The 20,374-nt window shown below is 61.0% G+C and carries 16 protein-coding genes and 1 pseudogene; 12 read left to right on the top strand and 5 right to left on the bottom strand.

Annotation, left to right across the window (positions count from 1 at the left end; all coding sequences use genetic code 11):
* Window positions 1–19 precede the first annotated feature (19 nt).
* Window positions 20–727 carry a peroxiredoxin-like family protein gene (locus NCT03_RS32245; protein ID WP_250495379.1) on the bottom strand — a complete coding sequence of 236 codons (708 nt, stop codon included), beginning with the start codon at window positions 725–727 and terminating at the stop codon, window positions 20–22.
* A gap of 25 nt (window positions 728–752) precedes the next feature.
* Complete coding sequence (locus NCT03_RS32240; RefSeq protein WP_250495378.1) at window positions 753–1,319, bottom strand: carboxymuconolactone decarboxylase family protein; 567 nt, start codon at window positions 1,317–1,319, stop codon at window positions 753–755.
* 357 nt (window positions 1,320–1,676) lie between these two features.
* On the opposite strand from NCT03_RS32240, the gene NCT03_RS32235 reads away from it, so the two are divergent.
* Window positions 1,677–2,189 (top strand): TetR/AcrR family transcriptional regulator, encoded by a 513-nt coding sequence (locus NCT03_RS32235; RefSeq protein ID WP_309936358.1) that lies wholly within the window; start codon window positions 1,677–1,679, stop codon window positions 2,187–2,189.
* Between the two features lie 195 nt (window positions 2,190–2,384).
* Here the strand turns inward: NCT03_RS32235 and NCT03_RS32230 are convergent, their stop codons facing one another.
* Entirely contained in the window at window positions 2,385–3,287 is a 903-nt protein-coding gene (locus NCT03_RS32230; RefSeq protein WP_250495377.1) for a LysR substrate-binding domain-containing protein, read from the bottom strand.
* Window positions 3,288–3,475: 188 nt separating this feature from the next.
* Here NCT03_RS32230 and NCT03_RS32225 point away from each other — a divergent pair, with 188 nt between their 5' ends.
* From NCT03_RS32225 to NCT03_RS32175, 11 genes are all read left to right on the top strand, one after another.
* Window positions 3,476–4,366: a haloalkane dehalogenase gene (locus tag NCT03_RS32225; RefSeq protein WP_250495376.1), complete on the top strand. Its 891-nt coding sequence runs from the start codon at window positions 3,476–3,478 to the stop codon at window positions 4,364–4,366.
* A gap of 67 nt (window positions 4,367–4,433) precedes the next feature.
* Complete coding sequence (locus NCT03_RS32220; protein WP_250495375.1) at window positions 4,434–7,457, top strand: FAD-binding and (Fe-S)-binding domain-containing protein; 3,024 nt, start codon at window positions 4,434–4,436, stop codon at window positions 7,455–7,457.
* 45 nt (window positions 7,458–7,502) lie between these two features.
* Complete coding sequence (locus NCT03_RS32215) at window positions 7,503–8,447, top strand: dihydrodipicolinate synthase family protein (protein ID WP_250495374.1); 945 nt, start codon at window positions 7,503–7,505, stop codon at window positions 8,445–8,447.
* A gap of 121 nt (window positions 8,448–8,568) precedes the next feature.
* A complete protein-coding gene (locus NCT03_RS32210) occupies window positions 8,569–9,816 on the top strand; it encodes an MFS transporter (protein ID WP_250495373.1) in 1,248 nt (415 codons plus the stop codon).
* An 88-nt stretch (window positions 9,817–9,904) separates the two neighbouring features.
* Window positions 9,905–11,143: an FAD binding domain-containing protein gene (locus tag NCT03_RS32205; protein ID WP_250495372.1), complete on the top strand. Its 1,239-nt coding sequence runs from the start codon at window positions 9,905–9,907 to the stop codon at window positions 11,141–11,143.
* Window positions 11,144–11,179: 36 nt separating this feature from the next.
* Window positions 11,180–12,445: an LVIVD repeat-containing protein gene (locus NCT03_RS32200; RefSeq protein ID WP_250495371.1), complete on the top strand. Its 1,266-nt coding sequence runs from the start codon at window positions 11,180–11,182 to the stop codon at window positions 12,443–12,445.
* A complete protein-coding gene (locus NCT03_RS32195; RefSeq protein ID WP_250495370.1) occupies window positions 12,436–13,437 on the top strand; it encodes a Gfo/Idh/MocA family protein in 1,002 nt (333 codons plus the stop codon). Before NCT03_RS32200 ends, NCT03_RS32195 begins: the two co-directional genes overlap by 10 nt.
* A 53-nt stretch (window positions 13,438–13,490) precedes the next feature.
* Entirely contained in the window at window positions 13,491–14,519 is a 1,029-nt protein-coding gene (locus tag NCT03_RS32190) for a porin (RefSeq protein ID WP_250495369.1), read from the top strand.
* A 129-nt stretch (window positions 14,520–14,648) separates the two neighbouring features.
* Window positions 14,649–15,359 (top strand): SDR family oxidoreductase, encoded by a 711-nt coding sequence (locus tag NCT03_RS32185; RefSeq protein ID WP_250495368.1) that lies wholly within the window; start codon window positions 14,649–14,651, stop codon window positions 15,357–15,359.
* A gap of 542 nt (window positions 15,360–15,901) precedes the next feature.
* Window positions 15,902–16,303 (top strand): GlcG/HbpS family heme-binding protein, encoded by a 402-nt coding sequence (locus tag NCT03_RS32180; protein ID WP_250495367.1) that lies wholly within the window; start codon window positions 15,902–15,904, stop codon window positions 16,301–16,303.
* 246 nt (window positions 16,304–16,549) lie between these two features.
* Window positions 16,550–17,857 carry a chloride channel protein gene (locus tag NCT03_RS32175; protein WP_250495366.1) on the top strand — a complete coding sequence of 436 codons (1,308 nt, stop codon included), beginning with the start codon at window positions 16,550–16,552 and terminating at the stop codon, window positions 17,855–17,857.
* Between the two features lie 463 nt (window positions 17,858–18,320).
* Here NCT03_RS32175 and NCT03_RS32170 read toward each other — a convergent pair.
* Together NCT03_RS32170 and NCT03_RS32165 are read right to left on the bottom strand one after the other, a co-directional pair.
* Window positions 18,321–18,609, bottom strand: a pseudogene (locus NCT03_RS32170) (IS3 family transposase); the annotation flags it as partial.
* Window positions 18,610–18,712: 103 nt separating this feature from the next.
* On the bottom strand, window positions 18,713–20,155 hold the full coding sequence (locus tag NCT03_RS32165; protein WP_250495385.1) for an ISNCY family transposase: 1,443 nt from the start codon (window positions 20,153–20,155) through the stop codon (window positions 18,713–18,715).
* Between the last annotated feature and the right edge of the window lie 219 nt (window positions 20,156–20,374).

The raw sequence follows: 20,374 nt of genomic DNA, 5'->3' as shown, positions 1-20,374 counted from the left end.
GTGAAGTCTCACAAGGAAATCACCGCCCGGTGTGCTGCTTCGGGCGGTGCAAGGAAGGGTGTCGGCCTGCGGCCTTTTCGAGCACCGGAATCATGTCGGTCGGCTCCGGTCGGTGCGTGTAGTCGGGGTTGACCTCCGAGTACAGCACGACGCCGTCTTGTCCGATCACGTAGCGCGCCGGCATCGGCAGCGTCCAGGATGGGTCGTCGTTGAACGCGGGCAGGTCGTTCTTCAGCTTCTGGTAGAGCGCGACCAGATAATCGGGCAGCGAGAAGCGCAAGCCGAACGCCGCGCCGGTTTCGCCTTTTTCGTCGCTCAGTACGGGGAAGTCGAGCCTGTCGTCGCGTACCGACTTGCGGCTGTTCGCCGATGTCTGCGGCGAGATCGCGACGACGTTGGCACCCTGCGCGCGGATCTGCGGCAACACCTCGTTCAGCGCCTGCAACTCGATGTTGCAGTACGGACACCACACACCGCGATAGAACGTAATGACGAGCGGCCCTTGCGCGAGCAGGTCGGCGGACGACACCGGATGGCCGTTCTGATCGTTCAGGGTGAATTGCGGCGCGCGGTCACCGGCCTTGATCGAGCGGCCTGCCTGGCCGCTCGCGATCAGCTCGGCCGTGGCGCGCTCCATGATCGGGTGGATTTCCGGCGGCGCGTTGTATGGCGGCTTGCCGCCCTTGAAGTCGGCCTTAAATGCATCGAGTTTCTGCTGCAGGGACATGTTGGTTCTCCGTCGTTCGATTCCGTTATGCCGAAACAGCCTGCGGCTTCGTCCACTCGTTGCCCTGCATGAACGCGTCATACGGCGTGTGCACGATGTGGTTCGTGTAGTTGCTCATGACTTTCGTCGCGACGCCGAGGATCACTTCCAGCACGTTGCGGCGGGTGTAGCCGGCGGCGAGGAACGCGTCGACATCAGTGTCCGGCACGAATCCGCGCGCGCGGACAACGAGCGTGGTGAAGCGATGCAGCGCTTCGAGCTTCGCATCGGGCAGCGGCGTGCCGGCGCGTAGCGCGGCGATCACGCCTTCGTCCATATGGATCATCTTCGCGAGCGTGCTGTGCCCCGCCATGCAGTAATGGCAGTCGTTCTCGAAGTTCGAGGTGAGATAGACGACCTGCTGTTCGTGCGGCGTCAGCGTGCTTTTCGAAAACAGGTCCCAAAGCGCCGAGTAGCCGGCCAGTAGCTCGGGCGCTTCAGCCATGTACGACTGCAGGTTTGGCACGAAGCCAAACGCTTTTTTCGTGCCTTCAAGATGGGCTTTGGACGCTTCGGGCGCGTCGTCGATCGTGTGTTTCGGGAAGGTGCTCATCGCGGTCGAGAAGTTGAGTTGCGGTGAGCAGATGATCGGACGCCGTGGGCCTTTGGAGAAGATCGCCGGCGGCAATAACAGCCATTACCGTATGGAATGGCCGCCGGACCAGAGGCGACCAATCGCAAGATGCATTTGCTATATTGTCGAATCCACAGACTTCAGAGAGCCTGCGATGCCACGCATCCAGCGTCCCGGCGTCCCGTTGGCTCCGTCGTCGACGCGCAGGACCGCACGCCCGGCGGCCGCGAAGACCGCGACCTCGCGCCGCATGGCGCCGGAAGAACGCGAAAAGCAGATCGTCGATAAAGCAATCGAGCATTTCGCGACCCACGCTTTTCCGGCAGCACGCGCGAGTTGGCGCGACAGATCGGCGTTACTCAGCCGCTGCTGTACCGATATTTTCCAAGCAAGGAAGCACTCATCGACCGCGTGTACAGCGAGATCTATCGCTGGGATCCGCTATGGGACGCGTTGATCGCCGATCGCACCGTCGACCTGCAGGCGCGGCTCACCGCGTTCTATCAGGCGTATTCGAGCGTCATGCTGACGCGTCCGCTGATCCGCACGTTCATCTTCGCGGGATTGGCGCGCGAGGGCATCAACACACGTTATCTCGAACAAATGTGCGAGCGAGTGCTCAAGCCGGTGATCGACGAAATCCGCGAGTCTACGGCCCACCGCCCGCCACCGACAAAGCGACGCGTGAAGTCGACATGGAACTGGTGTGGAGTCTGCATGCAAGCATCTTCTACGTCGGCGTGCGTCAGTGGGTTAAAGGCATGCCGTTCCCAAACTGTCTTGAAGCGCACGTCGACCGTCAGGCCGATGCAATCCTTAACGGCACACCCGCAGTGCTCATCAATCTAACGAAAGCTACGAAAGCCGTCGATACGGCGAAAAGCGAAAAAAGGCGAAGCCCGGTCTCCCGGCAAGCGCCGGTTTTCCACCGTATCTCCGTCAGCGGACTGTTCGACGAGGGTATGCGCTGGCGCGGCAACACTGGTCAGGTCGTTCCGTCGAACTACCATTTAACGATCGATCGATAAATGATCGCGAACTAAATTATTGCAGAGGCGAAACGGTGTGTGGATCCGTGAAATCTTGCTGCGCGCGTGACAGGATCCACTCGCGGAACGCGACGCTCTGCGGCAGCGGCTGATCTCCGGCGGGAAGGAAGAGGTAATAGCTCAGTCCCGTGCGCAACGGCCGGTCGATCGCGAGCATCACCGCGCCGGACGCCAGCTCTTCCTGGATCAAAAAACTGGGCACGAGCCCGATCCCGATGCCGGAGGAGACCGCTTCGATCAAGTGCGACGTCAGCTCGAATTGCGGGCCGACGTTCATCGAGCGCTCGTCGATATGCTGATCCTCGAACCAGCGGATCCAGGAATCGGATCGTGCCGTCACGCGCAACAGCAAATGGCGCGTCAGATCCTGCGGAGACCGGATGGGTTGTACCTGCGCGACTGACGGGCTGATGATCGGCAGCAAGGTTTCGTCGCAGAGCTTGTACGACACAAGCCCTGGCCACGCGCCGTCCCCTACGCCGATTGCCGCGTCGATGCCGTTGCGTTCGAAGTCGAACTGGCCAATGCGCGAGTGCAGGTTGATCAGCACGCCTGGATGCCGCTTATAGAAGTCGGATAGGCGGGGCAGTAGCCACTTGCTCGCAAAAGTTGGTAGTGCAGCGAGGTCAAGGCTGCCGCGTCCCGTCTGCGACGCGATCGCCTGCAACGAGGCGCTGCGCACGCGCTGCAACGCCTGGCCTATGTCCCGGTGGTAGACCGCGCCGATCGCCGTGAGCGTCAGCTTGCGATTCATGCGGCGAAATAGCGGCACGCCCAGCAGTTCCTCAAGCGCTTGCACCTGGCGGCTCACGGCGCTTTGGGTCAGGGCGAGATCGGATGCGGCATCGGTGAAGCTCAGCCGGCGCGCGGCGGCGTCGAAGGCGATCAGAAGCGACATCGACGGAGTCAGACGACGTGGGTTCATTCATAAACCTCATGGAAAAGCCGACCAAAATTCGTTTGAGCGTCGAGTATGAGACGTCCAAACTATGAGAACTACAGGGGGAATCGCTAGGTATCCAAGCGCGGCGTGCCGTACGAACGCGATAACTCCCAGGCGCACATTTCAATCGAACGGAGACAACAATGAGTCAGGACATTTCGGCTGCATTCCCCTATGACATGCAACGCGTGAAAGTGCGCGACGCGGAAATGGCATATGTCGATGTCGGCGAGGGCGATCCGATCGTGTTCCCGCATGGCAACCCGACCTCGTCCTACACGTGGCGCAACGTGATTCCCCATCTCGAATCGCTCGGCCGGTGTCTTGCGCCGGATCTAATCGGCATGGGCCAATCAAGCGATTCGCCGACGTATTCCTATCGCTTCGACGACCACGCTGACTATCTCGACGCGTGGTTCGAGCAGTTGGGGTTGAGCAAGAACATCGTGCTCGTCGTGCAGGATTGGGGAGCGGCGCTGGGCTTCGATCGCGCTGTGCGTTATCCGGGATCGGTATCAGGCATTGCGTACATGGAGGCAATGGTGCGCCCGCGCCTTTGGACCGACATGCCGCCGGAACGTCAGGCGGTGTTTCGCCGCCTGCGTGGCGAGGAAGGCGAACAGATGGTGCTTGAAGATAACTTCTTCGTCGACAAGATGCTGTTCGAGCTCGGCGTGAAACGCGCGCTGACCGACGCAGAAAAACAGGTATATGCGCAGCGTTTCCTAAGGCCCGGCGTGTCGCGGTTGCCGACGCTGGTGTTCCCGCGCCAGATTCCCTTCGATGGCGATCCGCCCGAGACCTACGCTCGAGTCAAGCGCTATAGCGACTGGCTCTCGCAAAGTACGGATCTGCCCAAGCTTTTCATCAACGCGGACGAAGGCCACGGCACAGCGGGCGCTGCGCGCGAATTTTGCCGCGCTTGGCCGAATCAAGAGGAGCTCACCGTCAGCGCGAAGCACTATGTCCCAGAGGATTGCCCGCATGAGATCGGCGAAGCGGTGGCCAAGTTCGTCAGGCGGCTGCGCGGCTGACCGCAACTCCAATTCAGCGCCGATCACAGCGCCAATCGCAATCGACAACAAACGAGCCCAACTTTCCATGTCGTCAACGATTTCTCCTCCGGTCGACACCGGCCTGCCCGCGTCGGATACCGACGGAGCGCACCCAGTCGATCGCGCTTCGAGCGCGTTCGCGCGCGACCTGCAAAGCACGCTGGGCGAATCAGTGCACTTCGATCGCGGGCATCTCGCAGTCTATGCATCCGACGCATCCAACTACCGGCAGGTGCCGGTCGCGGTCGTAATGCCCCGCTCGCTTGACGAACTGGCGGCCGGAATCGGCGCTTGCCGGCGCCATGGCGCGCCAGTGCTGATGCGCGGCGCAGGAACATCGATGAGTGGACAGACGGTTAATTCCGCCGTCGTTTTCGACGTGTCTCGACATTGTGCGTCGATCATCGAACTCGATTCGAAGGCAGGACGCGCTGTGGTGGAGCCCGGCGTCATCTGCGATCAGCTGCGTGACGCGGCCGAACAGCACGGCCTCACCTTCGCCCCCGATCCGTCGACGCACAGCCGCTGCACGCTTGGCGGCATGATCGCGAACAATTCCTGCGGGCCGCACTCGGTCATGGCTGGCAAGACGCTAGAGAACGTCGAGGCGCTAGAGGTGATGACCTACGACGGCACACGCTTCTGGACCGGACCGACAAGCGACGCCCAGCTCGACGCCATCATCGCTGCGGGCGGCCGTCAGGGCGAAATCTACGCTGGACTGCGTGCGCTGCGTGACCGCTACGCGCCGCTGATTCGTGCGCGCTTCCCCTCGCTCAGGCGCCGCGTGTCCGGCTACAACCTGGATCAGCTGTTGCCTGAGAACGGCTTCAACGTCGCGCGCGCGCTGGTTGGCACCGAAGGCACCTGTGCGCTCACGCTGCACGCGCAGGTGCGGCTGGTGCACAGCCCAAGCGAACGTGTTGTATTGGCGCTCGGTTTTCCAGACATCTATACAGCCGCCGACGCCGTTCCAGAATATTTGCGCTACGAGCCGATCGCCGCCGAGGGCCTCGATCGAGAGATCGTGCGCGGTTTGCAGGCGCGCAAGCTGGCTGCCACCGAAATTGCAATGCTTCCCGGCGGCGACGCGTGGGTGCTGCTCGAATTCGGCGCCGACACCGCGCAGGCCGCGATCGCATTGGCCGAGCGCGCCCGCGACGCGTTGTGCAGCCGTGACGCCGGACCGCGTCCGACGAGCCGCCTGATCACGAGCCGCGACGAGCAGCGGCACATCTGGTCGATCCGCGAGAATGGCGCGTCGAGCACGCAGTTGTCGATCGATCCGAACGTCGTGGATCCGAAAGTCGGGTGGGAAGACGCTGCGGTCGATCCGGCGCGGCTCGGCGATTATCTGCGCGGGTTTCAGGCGCTCGTCGATCGCTACGGCTACCGTACGTCGCTGTTCGGCCACTTCGGCGACGGCTGCGTGCACGCGCGCGTGACCTTCGACCTGCGCACCGCACAGGGCGTGTTCGATTACCGCAACTTCGCGCGCGAGGCTGCGCAGTTGGTGGTCGATTTCGGCGGATCGCTGTCCGGAGAACACGGCGACGGCCAGGCGCGTGCCGAGCTGCTGCCGATCATGTTCGGCGACGAGTTGATGGAAGCGATGCGCATGTTCAAGCGCATCTGGGACCCGCAAAACCGCATGAATCCCGGCAAGGTCGTTGACGCTTACCGCATCGACGACAATCTGCGCGCTGGTCCGGGATACAAAGTCGTCAACTTTGCGACGAAGCTGCAGTTCCGCAGCGCCGAAGGTAACGGCTTCCAGCGCGCGCTTGAACGCTGCGTCGGTATGGGACGATGCCGCGCGCAGAAGGGCGGCACGATGTGCCCGAGCTTCCGCGCGACGCAAGACGAACGTTTCTCGACGCGCGGCCGCGCGCGACTGCTGTGGGAGATGCTGCAAGGTGATCTGATCGATGACGGCTGGCAGAGCGAATCCGTCAAGGAAGCGCTCGACACATGCCTCGCGTGCAAAGGCTGCCGCAGTGATTGCCCGACGCACACGGACATGGCGGCTTACAAGGCCGAATTTCTGTCGCATTACTACGAGAAGCGCCGACGTCCGCGCCAAGCGCTGGCGATGGGCCGCATCGGCGACTGGGCGCCGCTCGCCGCGCGCATGCCGGGGCTTGTCAATCTCGTCAATCGCACGCCCGGCGTCGCCACGCTCGCCAAGCGCATCGCGGGTGTGGACCCGGCGCGCACGTTGCCCAAATTCGCCAGGACCACCTATCGGCGTCTTGCGGCACATCGCATCGGACAGGCCGCAGGCGAAGGCCGGCGCGTGATCCTGTGGGTCGATACGTTCTGCGAGCACTTCCATCCGGAGATTGCCGAGGCGGCGGCGCGCGTGCTCGAACATGCAGGCTTTGTTGCCGTGCTGCCGCCGACGCCGTTGTGCTGCGGCCGGCCGTTGTACGACTTCGGCTATCTTGATCGCGCGCGAGGCCGGCTTGCCGCGATCCTCGATGCGCTCACGCCGATGTTTGCTGCGGACGACGCGCCGGTTGCGCTGGTCGGGCTTGAACCGGGCTGCATGTCGGTGTTCCGCGACGAACTGCTCAAGACTTTTCCGGATGATCCGCGCGCTCACGCTTTGAGTGCGAAAGCGCAGATGTTGGGTGATTTTCTCGTGGCGCACGACTACCGGCCGCCGCGCTTCGATGCCCAGGTCATCGTGCATACGCATTGCCATCAGAAGTCGCTCTTCGGCGCGCAGGGCGACAAGGCGCTGCTCGACGCGATGGGCGCGCACGCGACGCTGCTCGACAGCGGCTGCTGCGGCATGGCCGGTTCGTTCGGTTTCGACGAAAAACATGCGGAGATCTCCGCGCAGGTCGGCGAACTGGTACTGCTGCCGGCGGTGCGCCGCGCGCCGCCCGCCGCCTTCATTCTGAGCAACGGCTTCAGTTGCCGCGAGCAGATTGAGCAGCGGGCCGGCCGCAAAGTCGTGCACCTTGCCGAACTGCTGGCGCTTGCGCACGACGCGTCGGCGCGCGCCGAGCCGCGGACCGACGATCAGACGCATCGCATTTCGACCGCGGACGAGCCCGCCTGAGCCCGGCCACGCGTCTCACCTTTCTAACGCAAACGGATGACTTACATGACCTATGCCGACGCCGCATCGACTCCCGCCATGACCGGCGTCCTCGCGCCCGCGCTGACGCCGTTCGACACGGCCGGCGACATCGATCAACCCGCGTTCGAATCGCACTGCCGCTGGCTGCTGGACGCGGGTGTCGGGCTCGCCGTGTTCGGGACCAATTCCGAGGCAGCCTCGCTATCGTTCGGCGAGCGCCTCCACGCGCTCGAAGCGCTGATCACGGCAGGCCTCGATCCCGCGCGCTTCATGCCGGGCACCGGCACGTGTTCCGTGCGCGAAACCGTCGACCTGACCCGGCAGGCGCTCGGGCTCGGCATTCATCGCGTGCTGATGCTGCCGCCGTTCTATTTTCCGCAGCCTTCGGAGGCGGGCTTGCTGCGCTACTACCTGGACGTGATTGAGCAGGTGGCCGATGCGCGCTTGCGCCTGTACCTCTATCACATTCCTCAGATGACAGGCGTGCCGATCACGCTGTCCCTGATCGAGCAGCTGCGAAGCCGTTACCCGTCCATCGTATGCGGCATCAAGGATTCGTCCGGCGATTGGGCGAACCTGGAAGCTACGCTGAAGACGTTCGCCGCCGACGGCTTCTCGGTGTTTCCCGCCAGCGAAGCATTGCTTTCACGTGCATTACCGCTTGGCGCTGCCGGCTGCATCAGCGCGACGGCGAACATGAATCCGGCGGGACTCGTGCGTTACTTTGCGGCACTGTCGGCTAACGCGCCTGCGCCCGACGAGCAGATGGCGCTCGCCGTGCGCAGCGTTTTCGCATCGATGCCAATGATCCCTGCGATGAAAAGCGTGCTGGCGCGTAGCGGGGCGACGCCCGACTGGGCGCACGTACGTGCGCCGCTGACCGCGCTCGATCAGCGCCAGGGCGATGCGCTGATGCAGTCGCTCGACGATATCGGCTTTCGCCTCGAAGGACTGACCGTAAACGCATAGAAACCTTTTCGGCGCGTCAGTTCGCGCGCCGGGTAAATCGCACAAAAGAGCTTGCACGGACCGAGACGGCGTCACCGTCGAGGTTCAGACGAGCCATCGGATGCATACACAGGAGACAACGATGAACGGCATGCAAGGCTACGCGCAACACGACTTCGCGACGATGGCGCCTGACCGCCTGTCACGACCGATGCTGATCCTGGTGATGGGCCTGCTCGGCACGTCGTACATGTTCAACGCGATGGATCGCCAGGTGTTTCCATCGCTGCTGAGCGCGATACGCACGACGTACGGACTCTCGCTCGCGCAGGCGGGATTTGTTAGCACGGTATTTACGTTCAGCGTGGCGATCGTCGGTCCGGTCGCTGGCTGGTTCTATGCAAGATATACACGCAAATCGATTCTAGTGGGCGGGCTGATTGGCTATTCGGTGTTCACGCTCATCACGCCGCTGGCCCAGGGATTCACGACGCTGGCGGCATTCCGTGGCTTGACGGGCGTCGGCGAAGCGCTGCAGGTCGGCGCCGTCTATTGCTGTCTCGGCGGCTACTTCGGCCGTACGCGCGGTGCCGCGATGGGTTGGATGCAGGCGTTTTTCGGCTTCGGCGCGCTGGTGGGGCCAGTGATCGGCGTCCATCTGCATCGCGCTTTCGGGCAATGGGAACTGCCGTTTTACGTGTTCGGCGTCGCTGGCATTGTGGTCGCGCTGCTGCTCGCGCGCTTCATGCCGGGCCGCTTCAGCGAAGCGATTGAGCCCGCCGAGCACACCGGAATTTTCGAGAAAGCGCCGTCGCTGCCACGGCTTCTAAACCGCAACGTGTGCCTCGCTTCGGCGTCTTTCGCGCTTGTCGGACTGTCGTTCTTCTCCTACACCGCGCTGTACGCGACGTATCTGCGCGAGCACCTGAACTACACGTCGGTCGCGGCGGGATCGGCGCTCGGGATGTACGGGCTGGGCGCGATGGGTGCGGTCATCGGCGGCTGGGCGGGCGACAGGCTCGGCAAGGCGGGCATTTTCTGCGGACTGGCGATACTCGCGGCGGCTAGCTTCCTGATGTTCAACGGAACCGTGCAGCCTCTTGCCCACGCAGGACTCTCGCTGTTGTTCGGCTTGATGGTGAGCGGCTTTTTCTACGCGCGATTCGTCTCAGTGATCCAGCGCAGCGCGCATCCGCTGCAAATCGGCTATGCGGTGTCCGCCGCGATGACGGGTTTTTACATGAGCGGCCCGTTCGCGGGCTTCCTGTTCGGCGAACTAGTCGAGCTGTGGGGCTGGTCCGCCGCCGCCAACGTCCTGGTAGTCGCGCCGCCTTGCGTGGCGATGGTGCTAATGGCGTTCTTCGATTATTCGCGGCTGCGTGACGCCTGAGCTCGCCGTTACGTGCCGGGCCGCCCTGCACGCGCATGCCTTTCTCTCTACTCATTTAGCGTATTGCCAAGAGGTTCAAGCGATGAACATGCATTCCACCCATCCAGCGCGCCCTCGCGCGCTGGTGATCGGCGCATCGATGGCCGGACTCTTTGCCACGGCGTTGCTGCACAAGGCTGGCTGGTCGGTCGACCTTTTCGAGCGCTCCGACGTCGAACTGTTCGGGCGCGGCGCGGGCATCGTCACGCATGGCGAGCTGCTGGACGCGCTCGTCGAAAGCGGCGCGGACATCGAGCGTCTGGGCGTAGCAATTAAGGACCGTATCGCGATCGATCAATCGGACAACGTGCTCGAGCATCTCGATTATCACCAGATCGTCACGTCCTGGGACCGGCTGCATCAGTCGATGCGCGCGACCATTCCCGACGGCCATCATCACCTCGGCTGCAATCTCGTGTCGATCGACCAGCGCGATGACGGCGTGACCGCGCATTTCTCCAACGGCAGACAGGAGCACGCCGATTTGCTGATCGCCGCAGACGGCTACCGCTCGGGGATTCGCGGCATGGTGATGCCCTCGGTACAGCCGATCTATGCGGGCTACGTGATCTGGCGCGGCGTCGCCGACGAGGCGGCAATACCGGCATCCGCGCGCGACACGATCTTCGACAAGTTCGCGTTCTTTCTCCCACCAAACAATAAGATCATCGGCTATCCGATTCCGGGTCTCGATCACGCGCTCGACGTGGGCCGGCGGCGCTACAACTGGGTCTGGTACCGGCCGGTCGCCCCTCGGACGCTCGAAACGATGCTCGTCGATGAACAGGGTAACCATCATCCGGTTTCGATTCCGCCGCCCCTCGTGCGTCAGGAATTGATCGACGAACTCAAGGACGCGGCGCGTAGGCAGTTGCCGCCGTCGTTCAGCGACACGCTCGCGGTGATCGAGCGGCCGTTTTTTACGCCGATCTACGACCTGTTCTCGCCCAAGATGGTGTTCGGGCGCATTGCGCTGATCGGCGATGCCGCCTCGGTCGGGCGACCACATATTGGAATGGGCGTCGCCAAGGCGGCCTCAGATGCGCAGGTGCTTGCGCATGCGTTGGGAAATCGGGCACTGTCGATCGATGACGCACTCGCACATTTTGAAAAGGAGCGGCTCGTCGAAGGGCGCATGGCGTTCGAGCGCGGCCGCACGCTGGGCGAGTATCTGCTCGCCAACGAAGCGTCGGAGCACGCAGCCGACGATGCGCATTGGCGGGAATTCCACAGCGTGACCGGCATCCTTCGCAACACCGCGTCGTCCGATTTTTTAAAAGCGCTGTGAAGGCACGTATTTATCCGATTTCAACTGGAGAAAGTTATGTCCGCAGCAGAGCTTCCGGTTCCCGATTTTGCGCGCGATATGCGCCTGATCGGATACTGCGACCAAGGCGGGCGCCCGGACGGCGTTCAGCTCATGGTGCATCGCGGCTACGCGTACATTGGCCACATGTTCTCGAAGGGCTTCAGCGTCATCGATGTGCGTGATCCGCGCCGGCCCACGCCGATCCATTACGCGGCGGCGCCGCCGGATACCTGGAACATCCATCTGCAGGCGCATGACGATCTGCTGCTCGTCATCAACGCGAAAGATATGTTCGCCGCCACCGAGTTCCAGGACGAGCGCGCGTATTACAGTGGCGCGCTCGGCGAGAAAGTGGGCACCGCGAGCCGGTCCGGCGGGGTGCGCCACTGGCGAGCAGGTCTGGCGGTGTACGACATCTCGACGCCCGACGCGCCGCGCGAGGTCGGCTTCATGTCCGTCGAGGGCGGCGGCATTCATCGTGTCTGGTACACCGGCGGGCGCTGGGCCTATGCTTCGGCGCTCCTTGACGGCTTCACCGATTACATCTTCATCACCATCGACATGGCCGATCCGCGCCGTCCGGTCGAGGCGGGGCGCTACTGGATTCCCGGCATGCACGCGGCGGGCGGTGAGACCCCAGTCTGGGATAGCACGCGACGTTTCGGGCTGCATCATCCGATTGTGCATGGCGATACCGCCTACTGCGCGTGGCGCGATGCCGGCATGGTGATCCTCGATGTCGCCGACCGCGCCGCGCCGAAGCTGGTCGCGCATCGCAACTGGTCGCCGCCGTTCGGTGGCGGAACGCACAACTGCCTGCCGCTGCCTGATCGCGATCTGCTCGTGGTGCTCGACGAAGCGGTACTTGACAATCAGGCCGACGGCGAGAAGTTCATCTGGATGTTCGACATCCGAGAGCCGTCGAACCCGGTAAGCATCGCGACCATGCCATCGCCAGCAGAGATCGATTATGCGGCGAAGCCCGGTCACTTCGGGCCGCACAATCTGCATGAGAATCGCCCTGGCACGTTCGTCAGTTCGGAGATCATCGTAGCGACGTATCAGAACGCGGGCGTGCGCGTATTTGATATTCGTGACCCCTATCGGCCGGCCGAGATTGCGGCGCTCGTGCCGCCGACGCCGGATCGGCTGGTCGACCACCGACAAAACCGGCCCCTCGTGATCCAGTCGGCAGATGTGTTTGTTGACGCAACCGGTTTGATCTACTCGACAGACTATAACGGCGGTCTGTACGTGATGGAGGTCGAGTCATGGCGTTGAAGGCGGCGCTGGTCGGGCTTGGATGGTGGGGACGGCACCTGCTTGGCCAAATGCACGCGTCGCCGGCGTTGCAGTTCGTTGCCGCAATAGGAAGCCGCGATGCTCATCGTCCAGTCGCCGAAGAGTTTGGCATGCCGTTTTCCACCGACTATGAAGCGATGCTCGCTTGCACTGACATTGACCTTGTCGTGATTGCGACGCCGCATCGGCTGCACGCCCAGCAGGTAACAAGCGCTGCCGCGCACGGCAAGCATGTGTTCTGTGAGAAGCCGCTCGCAATGAGCCGTGAAGACGCACGAGCCTGCATCGAGGCGTGCGCGCGTGCTGGGGTGCGGCTGGGCACTAGTCACGAGCGCCGCTTCGAGGCGGGAGTGATCGCGCTCGCGAAATTGGTGCGCGACGGTGAGCTCGGCGCGATCGTCCACGCGGAAGCCAACTTCAGCCACGACAAGCTCGCGAGTCTCGCCGCCGACAATTGGCGCGTGGTCGAGAGCGATGCCGTGCCGCTGGCGATGACCGGAACGGCAATTCACATGACCGACCTGCTGGCTGATCTGCTCGGTGAGATCGAAGAGGTCTTCGCGACGGCGCCTGCACGCGAGGTTTCGCAAGCGGGGCGGACATTGTCGCTCCAGGTGCGATTTGCGACCGGCGCTACCGGCTATATCAATTCGATCCTCGAAACGCCGCTTTATATGCGCGTCGCGATGTATGGAGCGCAAGGCTGGGCCGAGCTGCGCAATGCCGATCATCCGGATTCAAAGGGTGCGAGTCATCTCTGTGTGCGTCGCGCCGACGGAACGGAACGGTGGGCCGCATTCGAGTGGAATGATTCGGTGAGGGACAACATCGAGTGCTTCTGCGCGGCGATTGGTGGGCAGGCGAACTATCCCGTTAGCACTAACCAAATGCTTTCGAATGTTGCGGTCATGGAAGCGGTTGCGCAGTCGCTTCAGCACGGCCGGGCAGTGCGCATCGTTCCGTCGCCATAGCAGACAAGGAGCATACCCACTAGGCAGGTGACAAAATCAATGAGGAGACAGAGATGGCTAAAATACATAGGATAACGAAATATATTCGCCCAGCATGTGTCGCTGGTCTGTTTGGCATGTCAAATTTGGCGCATGCGCAGGCATCGACGGTCCAGTTGTATGGGTTGCTGGATTCCGTAATCGGAAACTTTAAGGCGAGCGGTGATCCTTCGTCGGTCGTCGGCATGCTCAACGGCGGGCAGATCACCTCGTTTTACGGAATGCGTGGAATCGAAGATCTCGGCGGTGGGCTGAAAGCGGGTTTCGCGATCGAGAGTTACATCTTCGTGAATAACGGTCAGGTTGGCCGATTCGCCGGCGATGGCGCATTCTCGCGCAATGCATACGTTGAGCTGGCGAGTCCGTACGGCATGATCCGCATGGGACGGCAGGTGACGCCGCTGTTCTACATCATGGCGCGCACCAATCCGATGGGAGGATCGTTTCGCTTCAGTCCGTTGATGACCCAGTCATGGATCGTGAACTATGGCAGGACCGTGCTTGGCGATACGGGCTGGGACAGCTCAATCCTTTACCAGTCACCGTCGCTTGGCGGCCTCACGTTTTCTGTGCAGGCGACTGCGCCAGGAAATGGCGCGCACGACGAAACCGCCACGCTCGTCTACGATCGAGGGCCGTTGTACTTGGCGGGAGTCATTCAGCGCGTCAGGACCGGACTGGGCATCGTCACGCCGGTCGATCATCAGAATGCGTGGTATCTAGGAGCGAGCTACAACCTCAACTTTGTGCAGTTGTATGCGACCTACACGCACACGGCATCATTTGATTTCGGTTCGACCAACAACACCTATCACGGCGGCGTGACAATCCCGATTGGTGTGTCCGCGCTGGAACTCGCTTATTCCCGCACTAACACGCGGTTATCGTTGAACTCAGTGTCCTATGATCGCAACACGGCCGGCGTGACTTTCGATTATCCGCTGTCAAAGCGTACCGATGTTTACGCGAGCTACATGTACGACAAGCTGAGCACAGCAGGTACCTCGAACAGCTTCGGAGGGGGGATAAGACACCGCTTTTGAGCACTCGCCACCGAGCTGGTGGCGAGCGTGCTCAAGAGGCAAACTGCCTCTGGCGCTCACTGGTGTGTTCATGCGGCAGCAGCGCTGTGACACACATTACACTGACAAGATGCAATCGGAGACTATTAAATGGCATTAGATGGCAAGAAGATCCTTGTATTGGGCGGCTCTTCGGGCATTGGTCTTGGCGTGGCCACGGCTGCGATAGCACAGGGAGCCAAGGTAACTATCGCGTCGCGTTCTGCGAGTAAGGTTCATGATGCGCTTGCAAGGCTTGGCGGGTTCGCTGCCGGTACGAGCCTTGATACCGGCGATAACGCTGCCCTCGAAGTGTTCTTCGACGAACAAGGATGCTTCGATCATGTATTCTGTTCTGCGGCGCAAACCATGGTCGCCGCCGTGCGTGAGCTTCCGCTAGAGAGCGCTTTTGCCTCGTTTGAATCGAAGTTTTGGGGCGCATACCGGCTGGCGCGTTCGGCGAAGATCGTTGACGGTGGCTCGCTGACGTTGACCTCGGGATTTCTGTCAGTGCGTCCAAAGGCCGGTGCCGCCATCCAAGGGGCGATCAATGCCGCGCTCGAAGGGCTGACTCGCGGCTTGGCCCTGGAGTTTGCGCCTGTACGGGTCAACTGCGTCTCGCCTGGCTTAGTCGTGACCGAGATGTACGACGCACTTGACCGCGACCGTCGTCATGCCATATTCGATGCAGCGGCAAAAAGGTTGCCAGTCGGTCGAGTCGGAACGCCTGAAGACGTCGCCGCGCAGGTCATTGCCCTGATGAGCAATGCCTACATGACGGGAACTACTGTTTTCGTCGATGGCGGTGGCGCCATTGCCTGAGCTTGGGGCAAGGTTGGCGCGAGCTAGTTGAGACGACAATTGATGCGTTTATTGCTCTAGCGTCGAGGAGATACCTTCGGATCACCGACTCCTGGCGCAGGTGCTATTGATGGAGCGGGAGTGGACGGTTTCCACCGCGCCACCGGGGTACACAGGATAAGCCGCAACGATATAAACGCGTTCGACGCGCGAGTAACGCCGACGCCGTCCCTCGACTTGCTTACTTTCGCGGGATGCACGCTTCTAAGCGCTTACTCTCTCGCTGAACCTAGACAGGATCACACAACAAATAGTCAGGGGTGACAGTACCCAATTATATAGAGGCATTTGATGAAAGTGAGGCCGGGTAAATCACCTCTCCTCTCCCGTCATACAACGCGTTCTCCTGAAGCGGGCGCCTTCGATCACCGGATTTTGCCGCCTGTGGAGGGCGACGCTAGCTTTCTAATTTGCCTGTTCCTAGTCTGACCTTGAAGGCGGATCAGACAACGACAGTGTGCCAAGGCGACCCCGGTCGTCTATACCAAAGAGGAAAAGTCAAGATGCAAAGCAAGCCAGTGATCTCAATCGAAGATGTTTCCCGCATCCTCACCGCCGCTCGCGCTGAGGCTGACAAGCAGAAGTGGCCGGTTGCCATCTCAGTCGTAGACGATGGTGGTCATTTGCTCGGCATGCTTCGTCTCGACGGATGTGCAGCTATCGGTGCCGAAATCTCCATCGGTAAAGCCCGCACTGCAGCGCTTGGTCGGCGTGAATCGAAGGCATACGAAGAAATGATTAATGGTGGGCGTATGGCTTTTAGCACCGCTCCACTTATCACGGCTCTTGAGGGTGGCGTGCCTCTCATCGCAGAAGGCCATGTTGTCGGTGCAATCGGCGTGTCCGGAATGAAGCCCGCAGAAGACACGCAGGTTGCGAAAGCTGGCGTTGCTGCGCTCGTCTGAGGACAACATCGATTTGCCCTCCTTCCTGACGGGAGGCAAATGCGCGCCGAGTCAGTCACCACATAACGTTTCGAATGGGGTATGCGTTGAGCCGTCGCACCGATGTCACCTTGCCATTTCCGCGGCGTGCTTCGAAATCTTCGAAAATCTTGGTCGCGTAAATGAATAATGAAGTCAGCAAACCTCTACATAAGGACTGCGTCAGTAAGATTTTTGAACACAAAAGTCGCATACCTTCATCTACTCATGCGCTATCCTGAATATCTCAACCGACGCGTAATCGTGCGCGGTAGGCGGCTGTGGCTGCACTACGGTGTGTTCTGGCTCGGCGCGGTCGTGACTGGGCTCGTCGCAGTGATGTACGCGAGGCTGATCGATTTCGGCTTCGACACTTTTGTGCGCGTTACGAAACTCTGCTGGTGGCTGCCTTTGATGTTGACTCCCGCGGTTAGCGCTTTAAGTGTATGGCTTACCCGGCGCTTCTTTCCCGGTGCGGAGGGCAGTGGGATTCCGCAGGTCATCGCAATGCTGCATAACAGGCGTGATTTAGGATCGAGCCTGCTTACAGTACGCATTCTTATCGGCAAAATTATCTTGTCGTATCTGTCGATCCTCGGCGGATTCACGATCGGGCGAGAAGGCCCAACCATCCATGTCGGCGCGGCACTCATGTTCAGCCTGCGCCGCTTTTACCCATTGCGACTTCTCAGGCTGAGCGGCGGCGCACTTGAGCGCAACTTGGCACTCGCGGGGGCAGCGGCGGGATTGTCAGCCGCGTTTAATGCGCCGCTCGCTGGGGTGGTTTTCGCCATCGAAGAACTCATGCGGACTTTCGAGCAACGCTCTAGCGGGGTGTCGATCACAGCGATCATTTTTGCCGGCATCGTGTCGCTCGCGCTACAAGGCAACAACACCTATTTTGGCACGATCAACTTGGAAGGGCGCTTTCCTCACTCGCTGGCAATGGCCGTTGTTCTGATAGGTTCCGCAACGGGCATCGCGGGCGGAACATTTTGCTGGTTTCTGCTGAATACGCAACGTTGGATGCCCGCGCGTGTGGTCAGCTGGCGTCAGGCGCACCCGGTGTCCTTCGGTGCGGCATGCGGCCTTCTCATCGCGATGGTTGGCGTGTCCGCGGGCGGTCACACGTTCGGGAGCGGGTATGCGGAAGCGCGCGGCATGCTCGAAGGTCAATCACAAGTGGGCGCGAGCTATCCTTTATTCAAAATGGCGTCGATGATCTGCTCCTATCTTCCTGGCGCGCCTGGCGGACTTTTCGCGCCATCGCTCGCAATCGGTGCGGGGATCGGCAACGCGCTGCACCTCACTTTTGCAAACATACAGTTGCCGATGCTTGTCGCGCTAGGTATGGTCGGCTATCTTGCCGCCGTGACGCAGAGCCCGATCACCGCATTCGTGATTGTCTTCGAGATGATCAACGGACACGCACTGGTGTTGTCTCTCATGGCAACGGCGCTCATCTCAGGTCAAGTTTCGAAACTGTTTGGACCGCCGCTGTACGAGGCGCTCGCACAGAAGTATTCAAACACTTGATAGCCGGGCATAGGCCCACGCTCCTCGCGTTAATGAAGGATGCATATTGACAGGGCCAGTTAGAATTTCGTAACGCCAGTTGGATCCAGATGTCGCTCTTCGAAGGCTGTTGCGTCCAATCCGCCTTTAAGAGCGCGGGTTGAACGGTCAGGGTGCGGGTGTATAAGTTTCGCGGTTTCTGACGGCAGAGCTGCTTTTTGCTGACGCTGCTCCGCGATTGCGTTCATTCAACTGGCCTTTCGTTGCTTCCAGATTTCTCAACGACACGTTAGTTTCCCCACTTTCGCAGCAAATGTCGAAACCTGTATATGCGTGGTAATCAGGCGGTTTTGGGATCGGGTGAGCTCTCCCCGATGGCGTCCACGGCGCCGGCGCGACACTTGGGCGGATGCCGGGTGTAAATAGGATTAACGGTTGGGTGGATGGTCAGAGAGCATATCGGCGCGCGTGCACGGACGATAAGAGTGTGAAGCGCCCCGGGTTCCGGATATCCTAAGGCCTTTGTCGTTGCTGCCAGACACTGGCCGTGGCTCATGTAGTGGTCCGTGGCCGCCTTTGTTTGTTCTGCCGAGTAGCGCGGCCTCAAGCAAATACGGTCCCTCGGCGAATCCAGGAAGCGCTCGTACGCGTGATACCAACGTTCGAGAGATTTCGTTGTGGGATAGCCCAACTGACGAACGGTCGCGGTAAGGCGCTTCCCCAAGCTTCAAGTAGAGCTTCACTGCTCGGATGCGGTCTTCATACGAATACATGGACTAGCTCCTCATAGTCCAACAATTCCGCCGCACCCCCAAACACGACATCAGGATATTGCCACAAATTTGTTGCCGCTAAATTCAAATGTCGGGGTCTCCGCTAAGTAGAAATGTCGGGTTTCGAAGCGATGTTTCTGTTCAGGTTGTGGAGTTGGGGCGGCGCAGCCGCCCTCCGTTCCCTCATTGCTTTTGCGCTGACTTCGAGAATCGCTTCGTTCATGTCGGCGATGCTTAGTGCGCGTTGCTTCTTCAGTCCTTCAAGCGCCTTTTTGGCCCGAACCTGTTCACCGCGATGCGTGCGTGAAGGTGCATCACATGCACGACGATCGTCTCGTTTGGCTTGCAGCAGTCGTGCGGCCTCGAGTGCATGCGCCAAGCGCTTGTTCTCGACTTCCGCGCCCTGATCAATCCGCGCAATACGGTCGTAAGTGCCGCAGGAAAGCACCTCGCCGCCTGCCTGCACCTCGACGCAGCCGCTCGGGTATTCGACCACCTCGACCTGCTGGTGAATCAATAGGCGATTGGCAGGCGTGTCTTCCAGCAGATACATCACTCGATCGTATTGCACCGTCAGCGCGTGCGTGACCTTGCGCCACGCGCGATGTGCCAGTAGTTGCGTCAAATCGTCGTCAGCACGCAAGGGCCGATGAGCATCGTGGTCGCTACGTGGCGGCTTGCCGAAACGTTGATTGAAATCGGCGATGAAAGAGGGCGCATAGGCATTGGCTGCTTCCCATGTGCTAATGCCGCGCAAGCGCAGCTCTTTGACCAGCCGGTCCTGCAGGGTCAGGTTGGCGCGCTCGACACGCCCCTTGGCCTGACTCGTATTCGCGCAGAACGCGTCGATGTTCAGTTCGTACAAGGCTCGCCCGAACTGCGTTACGCCTTTGCCAGCGGTCTGCGAGCGATTCTTGACGTAAAAGACGCTGGCCTTGTCGCTGTAAAACGCGACGGGCTTACCGTGCGCGTGCAGATACTTCGACAGCGCTTCAAAGTAACTAAAGGTCGATTCGGTCGCGGTGAAATGCAACGTCATCAGCCGACCCGTCGCATCGTCGATAAACACCAGCAGCGTGCAGGCCGGCGCGCGCTCCTCGAACCAGCGGTGATCGCTGCCATCGATCTGGATTAGCTCGCCCAGACACGAGCGGCGGTTGCGGGGCTGGTGAATCCGCGGCGGGCGCTGTTTGCGAGGCACCCAAAGGCCCGCAGCCGTCATCAGGGAACGAATCGTCTCGACGGCCAGTTCAATGTTGTGGCATTCCCGTAACTTCTCGCACGCCAGTGTCGGACCAAAATCAGCGTAACGCTCGCGGATCAACGCGAGCGCGCGTTGCGCCACGCCGTCCGGCAACCGGTGATTACTCGTGCGAGCGCGCTTGCCGGACACCAGACCACGCGCACCGTCCGCACGATAACGCAAGACGAGCCGCTCGATCTGCCGCACGCTCAGACGCAGCCGCTCGGCGGCACGGCCTGGCTTGAGTTGGCGTTCGACGACTGCCTGAATAACTCTCAGTCGGTCCAGCTCGCGCATCGTCATGGTGATGGTCCCGATCGTGTTCATTGCCCGCGCTCCTGACACGCTTGTCCGGCAATGAACTCAAGCCAAAAGGCGACATCTCTTATATGGTCGCCTCCCTTTGCAAGGCAATTGTTCGTAGCGAGAAGGGTGGTTGCGGACTTATACATGGCCTCGTCCCATTTGCCAAATCATCTGGTCTACAGCGAGCAGGTGTTGGATTGCATATATACATTCGGC

It is taken from the genome of Caballeronia sp. GAWG1-1 (assembly GCF_023631465.1).
Taxonomy (GTDB): domain Bacteria; phylum Pseudomonadota; class Gammaproteobacteria; order Burkholderiales; family Burkholderiaceae; genus Caballeronia.
Note: the sequence above shows the minus strand (reverse complement) of the source record. Positions and strands in the feature narration are given on the sequence as shown.

Coding starts and splice junctions, on each gene's coding strand:
- NCT03_RS32245 (WP_250495379.1), bottom strand. CDS start 727: ATGTCCCTGCAGCAGAAACTCGATGCATTTAAGGCCGACTTCAAGGGC.
- NCT03_RS32240 (WP_250495378.1), bottom strand. CDS start 1,319: ATGAGCACCTTCCCGAAACACACGATCGACGACGCGCCCGAAGCGTCC.
- NCT03_RS32230 (WP_250495377.1), bottom strand. CDS start 3,287: ATGTCGCTTCTGATCGCCTTCGACGCCGCCGCGCGCCGGCTGAGCTTC.
- NCT03_RS32225 (WP_250495376.1), top strand. CDS start 3,476: ATGAGTCAGGACATTTCGGCTGCATTCCCCTATGACATGCAACGCGTG.
- NCT03_RS32220 (WP_250495375.1), top strand. CDS start 4,434: ATGTCGTCAACGATTTCTCCTCCGGTCGACACCGGCCTGCCCGCGTCG.
- NCT03_RS32215 (WP_250495374.1), top strand. CDS start 7,503: ATGACCTATGCCGACGCCGCATCGACTCCCGCCATGACCGGCGTCCTC.
- NCT03_RS32210 (WP_250495373.1), top strand. CDS start 8,569: ATGAACGGCATGCAAGGCTACGCGCAACACGACTTCGCGACGATGGCG.
- NCT03_RS32205 (WP_250495372.1), top strand. CDS start 9,905: ATGCATTCCACCCATCCAGCGCGCCCTCGCGCGCTGGTGATCGGCGCA.
- NCT03_RS32200 (WP_250495371.1), top strand. CDS start 11,180: ATGTCCGCAGCAGAGCTTCCGGTTCCCGATTTTGCGCGCGATATGCGC.
- NCT03_RS32195 (WP_250495370.1), top strand. CDS start 12,436: ATGGCGTTGAAGGCGGCGCTGGTCGGGCTTGGATGGTGGGGACGGCAC.
- NCT03_RS32190 (WP_250495369.1), top strand. CDS start 13,491: ATGGCTAAAATACATAGGATAACGAAATATATTCGCCCAGCATGTGTC.
- NCT03_RS32185 (WP_250495368.1), top strand. CDS start 14,649: ATGGCATTAGATGGCAAGAAGATCCTTGTATTGGGCGGCTCTTCGGGC.
- NCT03_RS32180 (WP_250495367.1), top strand. CDS start 15,902: ATGCAAAGCAAGCCAGTGATCTCAATCGAAGATGTTTCCCGCATCCTC.
- NCT03_RS32175 (WP_250495366.1), top strand. CDS start 16,550: ATGCGCTATCCTGAATATCTCAACCGACGCGTAATCGTGCGCGGTAGG.
- NCT03_RS32165 (WP_250495385.1), bottom strand. CDS start 20,155: ATGACGATGCGCGAGCTGGACCGACTGAGAGTTATTCAGGCAGTCGTC.